This is a genomic window from Enterococcus sp. AZ048 (genome assembly GCF_051715125.1).
In the GTDB taxonomy this organism is placed as follows: Bacteria; Bacillota; Bacilli; order Lactobacillales; family Enterococcaceae; genus Enterococcus_A; species Enterococcus_A gilvus.
The window spans coordinates 48352-67917 of sequence record NZ_JBIOTD010000003.1 but is presented as its reverse complement, the minus strand read 5'-3'; the positions used below and the strand labels follow the sequence as shown (position 1 = coordinate 67917).

18 protein-coding genes, 2 pseudogenes, 1 riboswitch and 1 other annotated feature are annotated in these 19566 nt (G+C 33.9%); of the genes and pseudogenes, 16 read left to right on the top strand and 4 right to left on the bottom strand.

What is annotated here, in order from left to right:
• Positions 1-32: 32 nt before the first annotated feature.
• Positions 33-1399: pseudogene (locus tag IGI66_RS18765) on the bottom strand (IS3 family transposase).
• Positions 1400-1514: 115 nt separating this feature from the next.
• Positions 1515-1603, top strand: a riboswitch (TPP riboswitch).
• A 132-nt stretch (positions 1604-1735) separates the two neighbouring features.
• Between IGI66_RS18765 and IGI66_RS18760 the strand changes: the two are divergent.
• The 14 genes from IGI66_RS18760 (at position 1736) to IGI66_RS18695 (ending at position 14769) form a co-directional block, all read left to right on the top strand.
• On the top strand, positions 1736-2299 hold the full coding sequence (locus IGI66_RS18760) for an ECF transporter S component (RefSeq protein WP_438849940.1): 564 nt from the start codon (positions 1736-1738) through the stop codon (positions 2297-2299).
• Positions 2299-3654, top strand: coding sequence for an ATP-binding cassette domain-containing protein (locus tag IGI66_RS18755; protein ID WP_438849938.1), 1356 nt, complete (start codon positions 2299-2301; stop codon positions 3652-3654). The genes IGI66_RS18760 and IGI66_RS18755 overlap by 1 nt, the downstream gene beginning before the upstream one ends.
• A gap of 6 nt (positions 3655-3660) precedes the next feature.
• On the top strand, positions 3661-4323 hold the full coding sequence (locus tag IGI66_RS18750) for an energy-coupling factor transporter transmembrane component T (RefSeq protein ID WP_438849936.1): 663 nt from the start codon (positions 3661-3663) through the stop codon (positions 4321-4323).
• Entirely contained in the window at positions 4323-5015 is a 693-nt protein-coding gene (gene tenA / locus IGI66_RS18745; RefSeq protein WP_438849934.1) for a thiaminase II, read from the top strand. Before IGI66_RS18750 ends, tenA begins: the two co-directional genes overlap by 1 nt.
• A 273-nt stretch (positions 5016-5288) precedes the next feature.
• Positions 5289-5536 (top strand) — a binding site (T-box leader).
• Between the two features lie 85 nt (positions 5537-5621).
• Positions 5622-6896: an O-acetylhomoserine aminocarboxypropyltransferase/cysteine synthase family protein gene (locus IGI66_RS18740; RefSeq protein ID WP_438849932.1), complete on the top strand. Its 1275-nt coding sequence runs from the start codon at positions 5622-5624 to the stop codon at positions 6894-6896.
• A gap of 51 nt (positions 6897-6947) precedes the next feature.
• Positions 6948-8084 carry a 5-methyltetrahydropteroyltriglutamate--homocysteine S-methyltransferase gene (locus tag IGI66_RS18735; RefSeq protein ID WP_438849930.1) on the top strand — a complete coding sequence of 379 codons (1137 nt, stop codon included), beginning with the start codon at positions 6948-6950 and terminating at the stop codon, positions 8082-8084.
• An 8-nt stretch (positions 8085-8092) separates the two neighbouring features.
• Entirely contained in the window at positions 8093-9133 is a 1041-nt protein-coding gene (locus IGI66_RS18730) for a methionine ABC transporter ATP-binding protein (protein ID WP_438849928.1), read from the top strand.
• Positions 9130-9801 carry a methionine ABC transporter permease gene (locus IGI66_RS18725; protein ID WP_438849927.1) on the top strand — a complete coding sequence of 224 codons (672 nt, stop codon included), beginning with the start codon at positions 9130-9132 and terminating at the stop codon, positions 9799-9801. Before IGI66_RS18730 ends, IGI66_RS18725 begins: the two co-directional genes overlap by 4 nt.
• 21 nt (positions 9802-9822) lie before the next feature.
• Complete coding sequence (locus IGI66_RS18720; protein WP_086306089.1) at positions 9823-10674, top strand: MetQ/NlpA family ABC transporter substrate-binding protein; 852 nt, start codon at positions 9823-9825, stop codon at positions 10672-10674.
• 16 nt (positions 10675-10690) lie between these two features.
• A complete protein-coding gene (locus IGI66_RS18715) occupies positions 10691-11164 on the top strand; it encodes an S-ribosylhomocysteine lyase (protein WP_438849924.1) in 474 nt (157 codons plus the stop codon).
• 9 nt (positions 11165-11173) lie between these two features.
• Positions 11174-11944 (top strand): SDR family NAD(P)-dependent oxidoreductase, encoded by a 771-nt coding sequence (locus IGI66_RS18710; RefSeq protein WP_438849923.1) that lies wholly within the window; start codon positions 11174-11176, stop codon positions 11942-11944.
• Positions 11945-12495: 551 nt separating this feature from the next.
• A complete protein-coding gene (locus tag IGI66_RS18705) occupies positions 12496-13161 on the top strand; it encodes an amino acid ABC transporter permease (RefSeq protein ID WP_438849922.1) in 666 nt (221 codons plus the stop codon).
• Positions 13162-13172: 11 nt separating this feature from the next.
• Entirely contained in the window at positions 13173-13904 is a 732-nt protein-coding gene (locus tag IGI66_RS18700; protein ID WP_438849921.1) for an amino acid ABC transporter ATP-binding protein, read from the top strand.
• Positions 13905-13923: 19 nt separating this feature from the next.
• Positions 13924-14769: a transporter substrate-binding domain-containing protein gene (locus IGI66_RS18695; RefSeq protein WP_438849920.1), complete on the top strand. Its 846-nt coding sequence runs from the start codon at positions 13924-13926 to the stop codon at positions 14767-14769.
• A 521-nt stretch (positions 14770-15290) separates the two neighbouring features.
• Here the strand turns inward: IGI66_RS18695 and IGI66_RS18690 are convergent.
• Complete coding sequence (locus tag IGI66_RS18690; protein WP_438849919.1) at positions 15291-16082, bottom strand: LssY C-terminal domain-containing protein; 792 nt, start codon at positions 16080-16082, stop codon at positions 15291-15293.
• Positions 16083-16230: 148 nt separating this feature from the next.
• Positions 16231-17357, bottom strand: a protein-coding gene (locus IGI66_RS18685; RefSeq protein WP_438849918.1) for an IS3 family transposase whose coding sequence is annotated in 2 segments (ribosomal slippage) — positions 16231-17129 and positions 17129-17357 — 1128 coding nt in all. Because the reading frame shifts where the segments join, the coding sequence is not laid out codon by codon here.
• Positions 17358-17420: 63 nt separating this feature from the next.
• Between IGI66_RS18685 and IGI66_RS18680 the strand changes: the two genes are divergently transcribed.
• Positions 17421-17762, top strand: a complete 342-nt coding sequence (locus IGI66_RS18680) for an IS30 family transposase (protein WP_438849917.1) — start codon at positions 17421-17423, stop codon at positions 17760-17762.
• An 853-nt stretch (positions 17763-18615) separates the two neighbouring features.
• Here IGI66_RS18680 and IGI66_RS18675 read toward each other — a convergent pair.
• The gene (locus tag IGI66_RS18675; RefSeq protein WP_438849916.1) at positions 18616-18753 is read right to left on the bottom strand and encodes a hypothetical protein; all 138 of its coding nucleotides are present in this window, start codon (positions 18751-18753) and stop codon (positions 18616-18618) included.
• Between the two features lie 355 nt (positions 18754-19108).
• Here IGI66_RS18675 and IGI66_RS18670 point away from each other — a divergent pair.
• Positions 19109-19327: pseudogene (locus tag IGI66_RS18670) on the top strand (DNA-3-methyladenine glycosylase I); the annotation flags it as partial.
• Between the last annotated feature and the right edge of the window lie 239 nt (positions 19328-19566).

The following is a 19566-nucleotide window of genomic DNA, read 5'->3' as shown; positions in this document are numbered from 1 at the left end:
ATATATCGACTAGAAAATCTGGTCGGTATTTTTTATGCTGTCATTCGTTCTCGATACTGTACTGGACTACAACCAAGCCGTGTCTTAATTCGGCGATGGTTGTAGTAATCAATCTACTCCTCAATTGCTCGTTTTAAACTTTCAAGACTAGTATATTCGACACCATGGTATAATTCCTGATTTAATAAACCGAAGAAATTCTTTATCAACGAGTTGTCAAGACAGCTGTCCTTTCGCGACATGCTTTGGAATATGTTCTTATTCAATAATGGTTTTCTATAGTGCTTCATCTGGTAAGCCCACCCTTGGTCTGAATGGAATGTCCGATGGTATGGACAATCTGCGGTGCAGTCAATGGCTTCTTTTTGAGCAGCGAGAATAGGCTTTATAGTTGGGTTTTCTGAAATTCGATAGGACAAAATTTCCCCATTAAACATATCAAGAAATAGTTTGAGGTACAGTTTTTTAATTCTTATCTTTCCTGTATTGTCCCGTTCGTAATACTTGAATTCAGAAGTATCTGTGGTAATTTTTGATGCGGAACCGATGTATAAAAACGTCGGCGAATACGATTTTTTGCTACTCAACCAACGGTTCCTTTGTAAGAATAATATCTACGAGATTTTCGTGTGAACTTTGCGCCCTTCAATCCAAGCTTACGCATCAATCGGCGGATTTTCTTTTGGTTCACTTTTAGTCCACGCGCATTCAAGGCAATTTGAATTCGACGATAGCCATAATTACCATTATTTTTTCTAATTCTGCATCTGGATTTTCACGATCGAACCGCTGTTGCCAAGACATATACGTTGCTTTAGGAAATTTCGTCTCCTCAAGAATAATCGCTAATCGGAACTCTTTTCGGAGTTCGTGGATGATTCGTGCGTCTCGTTCTTGAGTCGATCCGGGATAGTCATCCCTAAAGTCCGGAGCTTTTTTATGAAAACCAGTTCAGCACGAAGCAGTTCATTCTCTCGTTCCAGTTCCTGCTCACGCATCAAGGGTTTCTTTGATAGCTATTTCTTTTTTTCTTTGGCATAGAAGGTCTTCTTTTCGGTTTCGGTGAAAGACCTCTCATGACTTCGCGCAGAAATGCTTGATGCCAGTGCAGGAGTAGGTCTCCAGATGGCAATCCATAATTCAACGCAACATCAAGGTAAGAGTCACCGCTAGTCAAATAATAGTGTAAGACATCTTGCTTGAATTGAGAAGAATAAGATTGTTTGCCCTTTCTTCGATTTAGAGCACTGAAACCGAGCTTTTCAACGGTTTTCACCCATTTTTTTACTGTCGAAGCAGCCGGAATACCAAAGCTACGAGCCAACGTTTGAAAACCACCTTCACCATTCTGGTAAGCTTCAACAACGACTTTTTTAAATCCGTAATCATATTTAGACACTAAAAAACCCCCTAAGTTAGATTTTTTGGTCTAACTTAAGGGGCGCACTTCAAATCTTTCAATGGTACTTGTTTTCTTTTCAATAGTGATATGGTAATATTTACTTAAATTAATATAATGACATTTGGGGTGCGTAAAGCTGAGATTATACCCATTGAACCTGAAACAGTTAGTACTGTCGAAGGAAAATGTATAATGCTTTTTGTTGAACTAAAAAAATCATCGGATGAAATTTATCTTGATAGTTTTTTTGAGTTGTTTAAAATGAGTAGCAAGTTTAAGTTTGCTAACCCCTTATGCCTCTATTTTTAATAATAAAGGAAAAGGGGTTTTTTTATGGAAAAGTTTAAATGGGCACTACCTGATGTAATTTTTTTGGCATTCTTAGCTTTCTTATTTGGTGCAGTATTTATGGGGACAGGCGTTTTGTATGCATTATTGGTTTCTATTCTTACACCATTTGGATTAACAGCATTTGCTAACGAAATATTATTTGGCATGTGGACGATTGCGGCACCTGTGGCGGGGATGCTTATTCCTAAGGTTGGAAGTGCACTGTTGGGTGAAGTGTTTGCAGCTTTAGCAGAAATGTTATACGGATCATACTTTGGCGCAGGTGTGTTGATTTCTGGATTCATTCAAGGTCTAGGCACAGAAGCAGGTTTCTTCATTACTAAGTATAAGCGTTATGATACGATAACACTAATCTATGGAGCAATTGGAACAACGATATTTAGTTTTGCATATGAATTCTTTAAATTTGGATACGGTACTTATGGCGTAGTTATGATATTGTCTTTATTTGTAGTTCGTTTTATTTCCGTAGCCTTTTTTGGAGTTTTTTTAACAAAGCAAATAGTTTTCATATTTAATAAGTTACAGAAACAAAGTGCTTCCTAATGAGTAGAGGTATTAAAATTCAAGATTTGATAGTAAAAAAATTCGGGGGCTTTCATTTGAATAAAATTTCCTGCGAATGGGACTTAGGAGAGTTTATTTTGCTTACCGGAGACAGTGGAAGTGGTAAAAGTACGCTTATTCATACTGTAGCTGGTTTCAACGGTGTGACATTTGAAGGAAATATCTTAGTTGATGGACTAGGTATTCATAAATACTCTATTTCAGAAAAGGCACAAAAAATTGGGCTTATGTTTCAGAACCCAAGTCAACAATTTACTATGCGAACATTAGAACGAGAATTTGTATTTGTTTTAGAAAATTGTGGAGTTTCTTATTATAATGCCAAGAGTAGGATACAAGAAGCTGTTGATGAAATGGGAATTTCACATTTAATGTATCAGGAACTGACAACCTTATCTGGAGGAGAAAAGCAACGCGCAGCGTTGGCAATATTGATTGCAGTAGATGCACCTGTTTTTTTGTTAGATGAACCATTTGCGAGTATTGATCCCGAATCAAGAATTTTCTTAATAAATATGTTATCTAAATTAAGAGATAAGGGGAAGTTAATTGTAGTTGTTGACCATGATATGACACACTATAGACAGCTGATAGATAGGCTTTTTATCATGAAAAATGGAAGTTTAACGGAATCTCAAGTGGAAAGTTTACCGGAAATAACAGATGTACCTAAGTTAAAAAGTTATAAGGAAATCGATTCTGCGATTTTCACCTTGGATAATGTAGCAATAGGGCAAGGTGGTGAAGAGTTGATAAAGAAACAAGATTTTACTTTTTACAACGGGGTATCCACTTTAACAGGTGATAATGGTGCAGGCAAATCCACCTTGTTGAAAGCAATGGTTCAATTATATCCGTATAGTGGGAAAATGTTCTTTCAGGAAAAACGAGTTTCAAGAATTTTTGGGAAGAAACGATTATACAAATTGCTGACCTTGGCTGTTCAAAGTGCTGAACAGCAATTTGTCACCCTTGAAGTTAGCAGTGAGTTGAATTTTCCTAAAAAAATAAGTAATGAAATAAGTAAGCGACAATTGCAAGCTCTAGAAGAATTAAACATCACACATTTATTAGATCGTAGTTTATTTCATTTAAGTGAAGGTCAAAAAAAGATGGTTCAACTCATTAGTTTGTTAAGTTTAGATCATAATTTTTTAATATTAGATGAGCCTTTTTCTGGACTAGATAAAAAAACTTGCGATTACTTTGTTCGATGGATTGAGGAGAAGAGAACGCAAACAGATTTTCTAATAGTTTCACACCGACTTGATCCATTAGATGAGATTAGCGACTATCATTTACACTTGTCAAATAAATCGCTAAAGGAGGTATGATCTAATATGGAAGAGAGAACTACTTCTATTCCAGCAATATTTGTCTGGGTATTCTTTTTTACTATTGAAGTTTCTTTTACACATTCGGTATGGTTAAATTTATATTTAGTAGTTGTAGTTGTTTTTTATTTGGTTTATAAAAAAATGATTGGAACAGTATTGTTTTTGATTAGTCTTCCGTTTATTCCAGCAATAACAACTTTTTGGTCTGTATACATTCAAGGAAGTGGCATTACTGATGCGTGGATGTTATTTACAAGAACTTATGCCTTTGCTGCTTTAGGGATAGGATTTATGACTACTATAGATTTTCAAGATTGCTTACTTGTTTTTGAACAATATAAAATACCTTCTATTTTCATCTACGGATTGATGGTTGTTATACATGCAGTTCCTGATATACGTAAAGAAATAAAAAATATGTATGACGCAAGTTTATTACGGGGAAAGCGATTGTATCCATGGTCATCTTTTTACTATGTGAAGGTTATTTTTCTTGCTCTTAACTGGCGTGACCATTACACAGAAGCTATGTATTCAAGAGGATTCTCTGAAACCAATCCACGGGTTCATTATATAACTTGGAAAATATCTAGAGGATCTGTAATAGTGTGTGCAGTCCTAATAATATTAGGAGATATTTTAATTAGACTGGAGAGATTTACTTAATGGAAAAATCATTTACCGAAATAGTACGTGAACAAACAACTCCTTATTGGGAGGGAAGTTTCAAGCATCCTTTTATTGTCCAATTGCAAGAAGGCTCTTTGCCTATTGAGAATTTTCGTTATTACTTGATACAAGATTCATACTATTTGATTCACTTCTCAGAGCTGTATAGGAAAGTAGCTGAAAAAACAAGTGTGTCTGAATTGCGGACACAGATGATGAATAATGCAGCAGATTTAGCAAAGGGAGAACTTGCTATTAGAGCTAACTTTTTTAAAGATCTGGATATCACAGAAGAAGAAATAAACCTCACTCAGATTTCACCAACAGCATATCACTACGTATCGCACATGTATCGTCAATTGGTTGCCCATAACGCTGCAATTGCAGCTGCAAGTTTGTTGCCTTGTTCTTGGCTTTATTTCGATATCGGTCGCAATTTGAAAAATGAAAACGTGAAATCTCCAGTATCTATCTACCAAAAATGGATTGAAACCTATGGAAGTGAGGAAGCGAGTGAAGCATTAGAAAAAGAACGTGCACTGCTAAATAGATTGTATGCTGAAAGTAAAAAAGTAGATCAAGAAATGATGATTTCAGCATTTGTAATAAGTGCAAAAATGGAGTTCAATTTTTGGGAAATGGCATATAAATTGGAAAAGTGGCCAGAAGGTATAAAAAATGACAATTAAGGTCCGATTAAATAAATAGGATTATTTTTACGAGAGGTTTTAAATCGTTAAAGCTTTTCATTCAATTAATTTGGAGATAAATATGTCAGTGAAAATTATTTCGTTAGACTTATTTTTTCTTAAAAGATTTCTTAATAAATTGAACCTTTACCTTCATATTATTTGATTGTGCTAACTATTAAAGAAAAGAATAAGGACTAATTTATAAAGTAAATTTGAAAAAAGTGTTGACAACAATAATAACAAGGTGTTAAGATTTTTATTAAATTATAGTGAAAATCGTAGAAGAGAAAAGTATGAATTGACATCTTTAAACAGAGAGACTTCGTTTGGTGAAAGAAGTTATAGAAGTTAATTCAGAAAATGGCCTCTGAGATAGTTTGCTGAGCTTAATTGCAAAGCGAATTCGGGAACACCCGTTATAGTGTCAGAGTATGCAGTATTAACTAAGTACTTGGTAAGGCAGGTTTTGTGAAATCCCTGTAAATGTAGAGGTGGTAACACGTTCAGTCGTCCTTTAATGCGTAAGCATTAAAGGACTTTTTTTGTTTAAAAAGCTAGTTTAATTTTCACTATTATTTCAAATTTAAAAGGAGGAGAATATTAATGGTAAAAAAACATTTTGAAACAATCCAACTACATGGGGGGCAGATTACAGATATTACATTAGATAGTCGAGCAGTACCTCTCTATCAAACAACGTCATACTTATTTGAGAACGCTGATCAGGCAGCAGATAGATTTAATTTGAATGATACAGGGAATATTTATACAAGGATTACTAATCCTACTACAGCTATTTTAGAGGAGCGTCTTGCATTGTTGGAAGGTGGTATAGGCGCTTTAGCAACATCATCTGGTTCAGCTGCTATCACATATGCAATTCAAAACATTGCAAGTTCAGGGGACCATATTGTTTCAGCTTCTACAATTTATGGAGGAACCTATAATTTGTTAGCCCACACCTTGCCAGAATTTGGAATTAGAACAACATTCGTTGATGCAGAATCATTAGAATCAATCAAAGAAGCGATCAAGGAAAATACAAAAGCAATTTTTATCGAGTCCCTGGGCAATCCAGATATCACAATTGTTGATATTGAACAAATAAGCCGAATCGCCCACAAAGCAGGTATCCCACTAATTGTGGACAACACATTTGCTACCCCTTATTTATTTAAGCCAATAAATTATGGAGCCGATATCGTTGTCTATTCTACTACTAAATATATAGGAGGACACGGTGTCTCGTTAGGTGGAGTAATTATTGATTCTGGAAAATTTAATTGGGCGAATGGTAAATTCCCAAAAATTGTTGATCCTGATCCTAGTTACCATAATCTCTCATGGATAGAAGCTGTTGGAAATGCTGCTTATATTACACGAGCAAGAACTGTATTACTTCGAGATACTGGCGCAGCACCGTCTCCATTTAATTCATGGTTATTATTACTAGGAATAGAGACACTTTCATTGAGAATGGAACGTCATGTAGAAAATGCGCAAAAAATAGCTGAATTTTTAGAAGGTCATCCAAAAGTTTCATGGGTTAGCTACCCAACATTGAAAGGAAATTCTTATAATGATCGTGCAAAAAAATATTTTCCTAAGGGTACTAGCTCAGTATTTTCTTTTGGTTTAAAAGATGGTATAGAAGCAGGAAGATTACTCTGTGGTGCAACAGAAATATTTTCTCTAGTTGCAAACGTCGGAGATGCAAAATCATTAATTATTCACCCTGCATCTACAACTCATTCTCAATTAAATGAAACAGAATTGCTTGCTGCAGGAATTAAACCCGAAAGTATCCGACTATCCGTAGGGCTTGAACATGCAGAAGACTTGATTTCTGATTTGTCACAGGCTTTAGAAAAAGTATAAAAAAAGTTACTTGCTCAGTTCACAAAAACTAAAAATTGGAGGAACTTTATAATGACTAAACAAACAACATCGCCATTTCACTATGATATCGTGGGAAGTTTTTTACGCCCAGAAAAATTAAAAACGGCTAGAAAAGAATTTGAAGATGGAGAAATATTAAAAGAGGAATTGGACGCTATTGAAGATGAATCTATTATTAATTTGATAAAGAAGCAAGAGGACGCAGGACTAAAAGCTGTTACTGATGGAGAGTTTCGTCGTAGCTGGTGGCATTTAGATTTCTTTTGGGGTTTTCAAGGTATAGAATTTTTTGTTCCAGAACATGGCTATTTTTTTCACGGAGAAGAAACACGCCCGGGAACAGTGATAGTTACTGAGAAAATATCTGGTGAGAACCACCCCTTTATAGATCACTTCAAATTTACGCGAGCCCATACTAGTAAAGGAGTAGAAGTAAAACAAACAATTCCCGCACCGGCGCAAATTTTAGTGGAATTATTAAGACCAGATGTTATTGATAAAGTTCGAAAGATCTATCCTACAAACGAGAGCTTGATTAAAGATATCATTAAAGCTTATCGTCAAGTCATTAGCGATTTCTACGATGCAGGAGCTCGTACGATACAGTTAGATGATTGTACTTGGGGTGTTTTAGTTGGGCCTCTACCAAAGGGGTTTATGGACGAACAAAATAAGGATGAAAGAGATGTTCGTAAAGAATTAGCTCATTTATATTTAAGGATTAATAACGAGGTTTTAGCGGATCAACCGGAAGATTTAATATTAAATACCCATGTATGCCGTGGAAATTATCATTCAACTTGGGCATCTTCCGGTAGTTATGCAGATGTCGCTGATCCTTTATTCACCTCAGAAAATGTAAATGCTTATTACTTAGAATACGATACTGAACGTTCGGGTGGATTTGAACCGTTAGCAGAAGTTAGTGGCGAAAAGAAAATTGTTTTAGGCTTAATTACCTCTAAAGATGGAAAATTAGAGGACCGCCAACAAGTCATTAAACGGATTAATGAAGCCACAAAATATATACCATTAAATCGTTTATACTTGAGTCCTCAGTGCGGATTTGCTTCTACAGAAGAAGGAAATATTTTAACTGAAGAACAACAATGGAAAAAAATCGATCTGATTAAAAATATAGCAGAAGAAATATGGCCAGAAAAGTAGGGGTATCGATGGAGGACGCAAGACAAACAATAATCAAACTGCAAGACACAGTAGTCACCTTCAAAAGGAAAAATGATTTGATCACTGCTGTGGACCATGTTTCTTTGGAAATTAAGCGCGGAGAGATCTTTGGGATAATTGGTTATTCAGGCGCTGGGAAAAGCACTTTGATACGATTGATCAATCATTTACAGTTACCAACCTCAGGTAAAGTTATCGTGGATGGTGATGTTCTTGAAGATTTAGAACAACGCCAGTTTCAAGCAATGCGAAAAAAGATTGGTATGATTTTTCAACATTTCAATTTAATGAATTCTCGTACAGTTTTAAATAACGTAGAATTTCCTTTACTTGGTGAAAAATTGAGTAAATCTGAGCGGCGAGCGAAGGGAATGGATTTATTGCAATTAGTAGGGTTGACTGAAATGGCGGATGCATTTCCTACACAGCTTTCTGGCGGTCAAAAGCAAAGAGTAGCGATTGCTAGGGCACTAGCGAACAATCCTGATATTTTAGTTAGTGATGAAGCAACTAGCGCATTAGATCCAAAAACAACATTATCTATCTTAAAATTACTTCAACGCTTGAATAGGCAATTAGGAGTGACAATTGTTCTTATAACCCATGAAATCCAAGTAATTCAAACAATCTGTAACAGGGTAGCTGTCATGGAACAAGGGAAAATTATTGAACAAGGAAATGTTACTGAAGTATTTAGGAGACCCAAAAAGCAGTTAACCAGAGAATTTATTGATACTTCAATTAATATCCAAGAAGCATTAAGTCGTATTCAGAAAAATAATGATCGACAAAAGCTTTATTTCCTAAAGTTTGTAGGTGAGACGACTAATCAAGCGGTAGTTACTGAAATGGCTCAAAAATTTAATATAAGTGCCAATATTCTCTTTGCTAATGTTGATCAGATTGATAACTTGACCGTAGGTGTCATGATATTAGACTTACATGGCTCAGAAGTTAACGCAGGAATAGATTTTTTAAGGGATCAGAGTGTCGAAGTAGAAGAAGTTGTAAAGAGGGTGGACATATGAAACACCTATTTCCTCATGCAATAACGATGCAAAATGACATTTTACATGCTACTTTGGAAACAATATATATGACAACTATCTCAGCACTGGTTGCTGGTTTAATAGGCCTTGCTGTTGGTCTGGTTTTAACTCTGACACAACCTGGGGGGATTGCTGAAGATCGCATTTTTTATAATATACTTGATAAGATAGTTAATCTTTTGCGAAGTATCCCTTTTATTATTTTGCTTGCGATTATATCTCCTCTTACGAGTTTCCTTGTCGGAACAACTGTAGGAACGACAGCAGCACTAGTTCCTTTGGTAGTAGGTATATTTCCATTTTATTCTCGTCAAATTCAAATTACTTTGCAAGAAGTTGGACCTGGAGTAATTGAAGCTGCACAGTCTATGGGCTTGAACAATATAGAAATTGTTTATCGAGTTTTTTTAAGAGAGGGTTTGGCAGACATCATTCGAGTAACTACTTTGACAATTATTAGCTTGATTGGATTGACTACCATGGCCGGTGCAGTGGGGGCAGGTGGATTGGGAAATGTAGCTATTAGTATAGGTTACGCACGGTTTCAAAATGATGTCACTTTTGTTTGTATGGTTATTTTGTTAGCTATGGTATTTTCCATTCAATTTATAGGGGACCAGATGGCAAATTACTTTACTAAGTTTTAAAACTAGAGAAGGAGATAGAATATGAAAAAAGTATTAGTTCTTTTGGGAGTATTAGTAGTTATTGTTGCTGCGGGGTTTGGAATACATGCAATGAGCAACTCGAAAAAGGATAACTCCAAAACTATCATTATTGGATCACAGGGTTCGGATTATCAAATTTGGAAATACATTGCTAAAAGTGAGCAGGCGAAAAATGCTAACTTAAATATTCAAGTTAAAGAAATTACAGATGGTGTTCAATTAAATAAGGCGACAGCGGATGGCAGTGTCGATGTCAACGCATTTCAATCATATGCGTATTATAAGGCTTATAATTCGCAAAATAGTAAACAACAATTGACCTTGCTAGGAACGACTTATTTAGAACCATTAGGGATTTATTCTGAAAAATACAAATCATTGTCAGATCTTCCTAATGGAGCAACGATAGCCATTGCAAATAATCCTGCAAATACAGCACGCGGATTATTACTCTTGCAAACTGCAGGACTGATTAAATTAGGTGATGGGTTTGGTGCTTTAAGTGGAGTAGAAAAAATCGAAAAGAATCCTAAAAACCTCATTTTCAAACAAATTGACGATACTACTGGACCTAGAGTTTTAAAATCTGTAGATGCAGTCTTGATTTCAAATACTGTAGCTCTAGATGGTGACTTAAATGTTCTAAAAGATTCATTATTTCATGAAGAAGTAAATCAAAATACGAAAAATAATATCAACATCTTAACTACTGCTGAAGGAAAAAAAGATGATAATAACTTTAAAAAATTAATAAAGATCTATCATGATCAATCTATTCAGCAATATATAGAAAAAGAATTTGGTGGGACCAAAATTGAAGTTGATAAACCAATAAACTATTTAGAAAACTAAAAGGAGAGTTGCAATTATGGCAGAGGTAGAAAGTTTTACACTTGATCACACAAAGGTGAGAGCACCCTATGTACGTTTAATCACTAAAGAAAATGGTCAGAAAGGTGATATTATAACAAATTTTGATTTACGCTTTGTCCAACCCAATGAAAGTGCAATTCCAACTGCTGGGTTGCATACCATAGAACACCTATTAGCGGACTTATTGCGCGATCGTTTGATCGGGGTAATTGACTGTTCACCATTTGGATGTCGGACAGGTTTTCACTTGATTGTATGGGGGGAACCTACCGCTCATGAAGTTGCTGTGGCTTTAAAGGAGTCTTTATGCGAAATTGCTGAAAAAACTAAATGGGAAGACGTTCAAGGAACTGATATCATAAGTTGCGGAAATTATAGGGACCATTCTCTGTTCTCAGCAAAAGAATGGTCAAAAAAAATAATTTCTGAAGGAATTAGTGATGATGCTTTTAAACGTCATTTGGTTTAGGTGATAGAAATGTTTCCAGAATTAAAAGATAAAATCGTATTAGTAATTGGTAGCAATCAAGGAATCGGGAAGGCGATTGTTGAGACTTTTCTAATTAATAAGTCTATAGTAATCGCTGCAGATATATCGTATAAATCTAGTGAATTACAAGCTGTGTATGAAAATTATTTCCAGATTCATTTGGATGTCAGTAAAGAATTAGAAGTATCCAATTTAAGCCATTTATTATATAAAAAAAATTGGGTTCCAGATATTCTTGTTGATGTAGCTGGGATTTCGACAATGGATTTTCTTGTGGATAGCCAAACATGTGACTTTGATAAGAACTATCAGATTAATGCTCGCGGGACTTATTTAGCAGCAAAATATTTTACACGGGCAATGATTGCAGGTGGTAAAAAAGGAAGAGTAATAGCGATTGCATCTCAAGCCGGAAAAAACGGATATCGCGGAATGTCGGCATATGTAGCGTCCAAACATGCAGTACTAGGTTTGGTCAGAACATTAGCAATTGAGACAGCAGCTAATAATATTTTAGTAAACGCTGTTTGTCCGGGAATTATTGAAACCGAAATGAAGCAAAGAGAACGAGTTGAGGGTGGTTTATTAAGAGGGATAAGCGCAGAAGATATTCGACAAGAGGATATAAGTCAAGTGCCACTGGGGAGAACAGGAACAACCCAAGACGTTGCGAATGTCGTATTGTTTTTATCAAGCTCTTTATCAAGCTATATGACGGGACAAGCAATTAATGTCACTGGTGGAATGACAATGCATTAAAAAAAATTAGAAAGTAACAAATAAGAATGTTTCATGATTTTTAAGAGAAGGATAAATTCTTCTCTTTTTTTTCCAAAACTTACGGTAATTACATGTGTAAATAAGTATAAATTTAAAATTGAATTTTAACCTACAGCATTACTATCTTCTTAATAAGATTTAATGGTAGATTGGGATGTAGCAAATATTGGTATATATTTTTATTCGCTAAGAAATATGCAACACTTAAAAAAATATTATTAAAGAAAATTTTCAAGCTAATAATACTAATTAGAATGCTATTGTAATCGCTTTAGTACAAAGGTATACTTTTATGAGTATTATCTTATTGGTATAGGTAATAGGAGGCGTTAATATGAATATACATCATGAATGATATTGAGTAGAATTTACTCTTAGAGGTACTAGGATAGAAGTTCCATTTTTTATAAATATAATAGTGAAAACAATCACTAACGAAGCTGCTAATCTATTTTGAAAATTTCATCTATAACTACCAATTAGATATACTTAGAGTTAAAACTAAATAAATAAAGATTAAGGTAAAAAATATGCAAAACATTGATTGGTCGTTTTTCCTGAATACAATTCCAATTGCTTTTTCAGGTATTTATGTAACACTTTATGTGTCAATAGTTGCTTTCCTTATAACTATTGCTTTTTCCACTGTCATATCTTTGATTCGTTTTTTTAATATTTTTATATTAAGCAAAATCACAGGTATTCTCATTTCTTTTTTTAGGGCTACTCCTTTTATTGCTCAACTTTTCTTTTTGTATTTTGGTTTGAGACAAATATTTCCAATTTTTCAAGGATTATCTCCAACATGGGTTTTGATAATAGCTTTAACACTAAATACAACGGCTTTTATGGCTGAAAATTTTAGAGCTGCTATTGAAGCAGTGGATATAGGTCAATTTGAGGCTTCATTTTCGATGGGATTGACCTATTTACAAACGATGCGAAGAATAATTTTGCCTCAAGCATTCAAAATAGCTTTACCATCTATTGGTAATAACTTTGTGATGCTTTTTAAAGGAGCTTCTATGGGATTTACCATCGGTGTAATAGACATTTTGTCAAAGGCCAAAGTTGAAGCGTCCTTAACAGGAAATTGGTTCGAGGCATATTTGGTAGCTATGTTGATATACTGGGTAATCATATTAATTTTTGAACAGGCACAAAAATTAATAGAAATTAAGTTATCAAAAAGTTGAGGAGTACAAGTATGATTAAATTGAAAAATCTTAGTAAACATTTTGGAGAAAGAACTATTCTGAATAATTTAAGTATGACTATTGATGAAGGTGAGACAATTTCTATTATAGGTCCTTCTGGTGCAGGGAAATCAACTTTTTTAAGATCCATCAACTTGTTAGAGATGCCCGATAAACTAGAGATGGTTATAGATGGCCTATCTGTATCAGCTCCGGGTATTACTAAAAAGCAAACATTGGAGGTTCGTAGAAAAACTTCGATGGTATTTCAACAATACAACCTATTTAAAAATAAGACAGCTATTGAGAATGTCATGGAGCCTTTAATTACTGTAAAAAAGCTATCAAAAGCAAATGCTTATAATGTTTCTTTAAAGGCCTTAAAAAGTGTAGGGATGCAGGATAAAATAAATTCTTTCCCGAAACAGTTATCTGGGGGACAGCAACAAAGAGTTGGGATAGCCCGAGCGGCAGCAATTGAACCTAAAATAATGCTGTTTGATGAACCGACTTCTTCACTTGACCCAGAATCAATTAATGGAATATTAGGTTTAATTAAAGAACAGCGGAACAAAGGTTATACCATGTTGATTGTGACACACGAAATGAATTTTGCAAGACAAGTATCTGATAGAATATTCGTGATGGAAAATGGTTCATTTATTGAATCGGGTAGTCCTAAAAAAATATTTGATGGATCAGAAAATTCACGCGTTAAAGAGTTTTTAAAGCAAGTAAATTAAAGATAATGGGGGAGTTAGAATGAATAAATATAAAAAAATAGTAAGGACAATACTTGTTGCTTTTATGATGGTATTTTTGTTATCAGGTTGCCAAAAGAAAGATTCAAAAGAAGCTGAATTACCTAAGAAAAAAGAGCAAGGGACAATCACTGTTGCTATAAACAATAATGTTCCTCCGTTTTCTTATATGAAAAATGACAAAGTTGTCGGAGCAGAAGTAGACATCTGGAATTATATTGGAAAAAAACTCGATAAGAAGATAGAATTTGATCCTGCAGGATTTGATGTACTTTTTGGGAAAATTGATAATAAAGAAGTAGATTTTTTATCTAGTTACTTAGCTATTAATCCGACAAGAAAGGAAAAGTACAATTTTACTGCGCCTTATGCTCATGGTTTTATGAAATTACTTGTTTTAAATAAGACTAAAGATATTTCTGGACTAGAAGATTGTGGTGGTAAAAAAATTGCAGTTACTGCTACAAGTAATGCGAGAGAGTTTTTAGAAAGGTATATTGAAGAAAAGAAAATTAATATTGAACCCGTTATTTTTGAAGACAAAGATACAGCAGCAGCAGCGTTAAATAATGGTGACGTAGTTGGATTCTTTGAGGGAGCAGGGACTAATATAGCATTGATTCAAAATAAAGTAGTAGATGGAAAATTTGTAGGAAAATCTGAGGACATTACTGATACAGCGTTCTTATATAGAAAAGGCAATAAAGAGATGGATAAGTTAGGAAAAGAAGTCTCTGATATTATTGTTGAAATGAAAAAAAATGGTGAGTTGAGTAAGATCTATGAGAAGTGGGTAGGAGTAGATATCACTAATCCTTCAGCAGATATGAGCTATATTTCAAAATAAAAAAATACACTACTCAAGAGTATTTCTTATAAATTCATAAAAAGATATGGAACAATTTGTTTTTTTTTTGACATTTATGCTCCACCTAATAACGTATATTACTATAAGGTGGAGCATCACTATTCATGTTACGAAAAATACTCGTTATAAATTAGTTTCAGACTGACAACAAAAAGACAAATGAACTATGGTAATCTTTAGACCTCTCAGAATCAAGTCTAGGAGAGTCCATTGTGAAAAATAATTTTTAAAATTTTAGCAACTTATCGAAATGACGATATGAGCGTTAACTTATATCTTCAAAAAAATATGGATAAATGAAGAATATCAATTAATCGAGAACTAATTTAAAAATGCACTAAAACAGAAATAAATTTTACAACTAATAGAAAAAAATATTAGACGAGCCAATAAAAGTAGCAAACTTCTAATTTTAAGCACTAGTGGAGATCGACGTGAAACTGTTAATTCTAGTGTAATTTATTTTTTTACTTCGGACAGGGGGGACCTACTACTTAGAGTCATTTTGTTAAATCGATAAACGGTAATGAACCATCTGTATAAATATGATCACCGCCACCGTTTCTTCCATGGTAACTAGAAGTAAAATTCTTTACGGTTTTAACAGTCAATTGTTGGTGATTTTTACTTAAAGTTTGAATGACAAAGTCTCTTTCCTTATCTATGTTCGATGAAATTTTATGAGTTAATTGTCCAGTAAATAAAGAAAGACCAACTTTCTTATCATAAGTGGCAGCTGCCAACCAATCTGTCTGAAATCCACCAGGTAAATACCAGTTCTTTGGTGTTTTCCAAAAACGAATATGGTGCCTTTCACGAGGATTTCCGGAAATTTCTTTCTCAAGAGCGAATGATTGTTTTTGATTAAACAAAAATAGAGAACTTACTGGAGCATTTGGGTAGGATTTCTTCATAATAGAACTAAAAGTAATTCGTATACTTGATTTTAGAGAAATTGGATCTGCTAAAGTCCATCTGACTTCTAGGAATAGTTTCTTGATATCTTCTTCTGAACCAATGAAGGCTAAATTAATTGGATCTCCCAGCAATCCATCTGTGGTGCGTGCACGTCCAATAAAATAATTAGGTAAGTATTGTTTTGATACAAATTTATTGAAAATTGGTAAAATGATATATGAACTAAAAAGCCAGAAAATGATGTATGCTACGATATGATAGCCTTTAGTTAAAATATCAGTTAGTAAGGTTTGATAGATTAGTAAGCCTAAAATGCTAATAAACATAAAACGAATAGTACGAAAAATAAAATTTAACACTTTTTGTCTAAGCATAATAATCATCCTTTCTGGAATAATTAAGAGATACAGAATGCCCCCAACACTCTTTGATTACTGCCTCTATCATATCACATCTTTGTCTTTTTCTTAGTCTAATCAATGGATTTGAGTCAATATCTTGGACAAATTTTAGTAGAGACGGCTATGCCATTTCCTCTCTTGACAGATCTTCAAACTCCTGTGGAGTTAGATAACCAATCGAACTATGGATTCGATTTCGATTATAGAATCCTTCAATGTAGCTAAATAACGACCGATTTGCTTCTTCAAAATCTGAGTAAGTAGTCGTATATACTTCTTCTTTTTTCAATGAAGCATGGAAAGATTCGATTCCCGCATTATCATAAGGCGTTCCTTTTCGGCTATAGGAATGTCTTATTTTGTTGGATTTAAGCCAGTTTTCCACGTCAATTGCTGTATATTGGCTGCCTAAATCAGTGTGTAGAATCATTCCTTCTGGAATGGGATAATGCTTTTTTGCTTTATTCAATGTTTGGATCACACAATCTACAGTCATTCGTTTTGAAAATGTATAGCTAATAATTTTTTTAGTATGTAAATCCATGATTGAAGACAAGTAGCACCAACTATTTTTCTTGGTAGGAATGTAAGTGATATCAGCCACCCATTTTTCACAAATCGTTTTAGTAGAAAAATCTTGGTTTAAGATATTTACTCTGAATACCACTGCTTGTTTATTACTTTGTGGTTTGTATTTTCTAATAGTAATAGAACGTAAACTCAGTTGTCGCATTAGTTTTTGTACGTGTCTAAGTGAAACTGAAATGTTTTCTTTGAGCAATACATGATAGATTTTTGTCGCACCATATCGCTGTTTGTTTTCAAAAAAGATATCAGTAATTTTCCGTTTCAAGAAATTATTTTTTATTTGCGTAGCAGTTAAAGGTTTATTTTTATAGAAATAATAGACACTTCTGGGAATTTCTAATAACCGACACAACAAAGAAACAGTGTAATCCTTACACCATTTTTCTATAAATTGAACAAGCGAATTTAGGTCTTTCGAGAAAATATGGCTGCGGCTTTTTTTAAGATTTCAAGTTCCTCTTTTAAACGAGCATTTTCTTTTCTCAATTCAGCCACTTCTTTTCCAGTCAGTCCTGTGGACTGATTAGGTAAATATAAATTCTTCCATTTGTAAATCGTTGCTTCAGATAAGCCATATTCTTTCGCTAGCCCTCGAACAGAACGTCCAGTTTGATTCAGATCAACAATCATCTGTTTGAAATTTTCTTCGTATCGGTTCATAAAATTCATCCTCTCGTAGATAAGTTTAATTTATTTCTGTCTCCACGAAAAGTTGTCTAAGATTTGATACTAACACCATTACATGGCGACGCAGTTAAATCCATCACATGTGACCACGGAACAGAGTTCGCGAATAGTCTATTTATCAATCAAATTGAAAATACTTACCAGTCAAAAATCTACTTCGCACATGCATATACGCCGCAAGAACGTGGTACAAACGAAAATACAAATGGACTGATACGAGCGTTTTTACCAAAGAAACTGACCTTTGAAAGCAAAACTCAAGCTGATATGATATTTATCGCTAACGAGTTAAACACTAGGCCAAAAAAGATTCACGGCTTTTCAACATGTAAAGAGATTTATGAACGAGAATGCGCCGCCTTAAACAACAGTCCTTGATAGTGAATAAATACCAATCAGAACGTTTAATTTTTCGTTAATTCGTTGCGATTTTACTTGACATCCGCCTTTTTTATTTTAGTTTACATAAGATACATTAAACAAAGTTGTATAGTATAGGCGAATGTTAGGATTAAGTGCAAAATATGGTTGTTTTAGTACGACTATCGTTCGTTATTTCCCTTTAAAAATCTTCCTTGGCTGTAAATTCATTCTTTGAACTGCTTAATCAATTTTATTTTGAAAAATATTTTTAAATTAGATGGTTTTGGAAATTATTCTCTGAGCAATCTATTATGGTTTGCATTTGATCTGCGTTCATGTGGTGCATACAATGTTATTAGCCCATGGAATCAAAAATAAAGTATAGAGAAAAGCGAAAGTTTTCTGTACACTTCAATTACTCATTCTCGTTAATTAATAATCACCCAAAACACACAATTCAAAATAACCAAGAATTGTCTAACTACGCAATTTAATTATAAAGTTATTCTGTCACTTTTGAGTATACATAGAAAGGGACATCACTTCTCGCCTCTTAGGGCTCTTTATTTAAAGTTTGATCACTTATTCGAATGGGAAGGAAAAAAATGAATAGAAGAGATTTTCATATTCAATAATTTTTTATATATCGAATTTGATAAAGGTGCTTCAGTGTTTCCATGATAAATATAAGCGTAATACCTAATTTATCAATTTAGTCTAAAATATTTTTAATAATCTGTAAATCTAGGTTATCAAAATGTTCATCTAATAGTAATATGTCTGGTTTACTTATTACGGATCGAATTAATTTAAATAAACAGTGAAGTATACGTACTTCACTGTTTACAATAGAACTGACTAGTTTCAATTAATTACCAGGATTGATACAAGTAATTGAATGTAGTCCGCAACCAAGCCAGCTGAAATGGCTTTGTTTACTTAAGTTTGGTTCTGTATTAGTGGTGTTTTTTTCTGACACCTTTTGCAAAGCTAAAATTTCCTTCATTCCTTTCCCCCCTTTCAAAATCATTTTTTATATCTCTTTAAAAAGGATAGGTAAACTATTTAAAGGAATCGGAATCCAATTATAGGGATTCTTAGTAAGAATGCTATTAACAGCCAACATCATTCCACTATTTCCACTAAATATATCCCCTGACAGTCTATAACCACAATCTCCAAAAGTCATGTTTGCTCCAGACGTATCCTTTTGTATAAACATTTGCAAATTTTATAAAAGTGATAGCAAATTTTCAGAATCCTCTATAAGATCGGCGTTGTTTAGTAACGTATATAACAATACGTATCCAGAATACCCTCTAAACAAACCTCCATTGTAGCAACAGATTGTGCTTAAATGCAGTTTTGATTCTTTTATTTGGAATTTTGTATCCGGTAAAACAATAAATAACCATTGGGATACCATTGATGATGTTCCTGCTTCCACTGAATTGTCTGACAAGATAAGCAAAGAGCTGAAAAAGAAAAGATTCAAATTTCTTGGTACAACATCCGTTTATGCATTCATGCAATCCATAGGACTTGTAAATGATCATATGGACTACTGTTTTAGAAAATAGGAATCCCTTGTTTAGATACTGTGAAGTTAAACCACAGTGTCTTTTTTTAGTATGTGATAGCCCCAAATAATGGTTTTTTACTGTTCTTCAAATTCTACAATGCTGCGACGATACGATGTCTTTCATTGGGGTAATCGTCCATTCTTTTGTCACTTCATTAAAAGTTCTTATACCTGTTAACTCAAATTCCGAGTATAATTCTTTCACCATTCTATTGGCTTCTTGTGTTGTTAAAAGTT

What these genes read in the sequence shown, in the direction of transcription:
- IGI66_RS18760 (WP_438849940.1), top strand. Translation starts at nt 1,736, where the DNA reads ATGGAAAAGTTTAAATGGGCACTACCTGATGTAATTTTTTTGGCATTC.
- IGI66_RS18755 (WP_438849938.1), top strand. Translation starts at nt 2,299, where the DNA reads ATGAGTAGAGGTATTAAAATTCAAGATTTGATAGTAAAAAAATTCGGG.
- IGI66_RS18750 (WP_438849936.1), top strand. Translation starts at nt 3,661, where the DNA reads ATGGAAGAGAGAACTACTTCTATTCCAGCAATATTTGTCTGGGTATTC.
- tenA (WP_438849934.1), top strand. Translation starts at nt 4,323, where the DNA reads ATGGAAAAATCATTTACCGAAATAGTACGTGAACAAACAACTCCTTAT.
- IGI66_RS18740 (WP_438849932.1), top strand. Translation starts at nt 5,622, where the DNA reads ATGGTAAAAAAACATTTTGAAACAATCCAACTACATGGGGGGCAGATT.
- IGI66_RS18735 (WP_438849930.1), top strand. Translation starts at nt 6,948, where the DNA reads ATGACTAAACAAACAACATCGCCATTTCACTATGATATCGTGGGAAGT.
- IGI66_RS18730 (WP_438849928.1), top strand. Translation starts at nt 8,093, where the DNA reads ATGGAGGACGCAAGACAAACAATAATCAAACTGCAAGACACAGTAGTC.
- IGI66_RS18725 (WP_438849927.1), top strand. Translation starts at nt 9,130, where the DNA reads ATGAAACACCTATTTCCTCATGCAATAACGATGCAAAATGACATTTTA.
- IGI66_RS18720 (WP_086306089.1), top strand. Translation starts at nt 9,823, where the DNA reads ATGAAAAAAGTATTAGTTCTTTTGGGAGTATTAGTAGTTATTGTTGCT.
- IGI66_RS18715 (WP_438849924.1), top strand. Translation starts at nt 10,691, where the DNA reads ATGGCAGAGGTAGAAAGTTTTACACTTGATCACACAAAGGTGAGAGCA.
- IGI66_RS18710 (WP_438849923.1), top strand. Translation starts at nt 11,174, where the DNA reads ATGTTTCCAGAATTAAAAGATAAAATCGTATTAGTAATTGGTAGCAAT.
- IGI66_RS18705 (WP_438849922.1), top strand. Translation starts at nt 12,496, where the DNA reads ATGCAAAACATTGATTGGTCGTTTTTCCTGAATACAATTCCAATTGCT.
- IGI66_RS18700 (WP_438849921.1), top strand. Translation starts at nt 13,173, where the DNA reads ATGATTAAATTGAAAAATCTTAGTAAACATTTTGGAGAAAGAACTATT.
- IGI66_RS18695 (WP_438849920.1), top strand. Translation starts at nt 13,924, where the DNA reads ATGAATAAATATAAAAAAATAGTAAGGACAATACTTGTTGCTTTTATG.
- IGI66_RS18690 (WP_438849919.1), bottom strand. Translation starts at nt 16,082, where the DNA reads ATGCTTAGACAAAAAGTGTTAAATTTTATTTTTCGTACTATTCGTTTT.
- IGI66_RS18675 (WP_438849916.1), bottom strand. Translation starts at nt 18,753, where the DNA reads ATGAAGGAAATTTTAGCTTTGCAAAAGGTGTCAGAAAAAAACACCACT.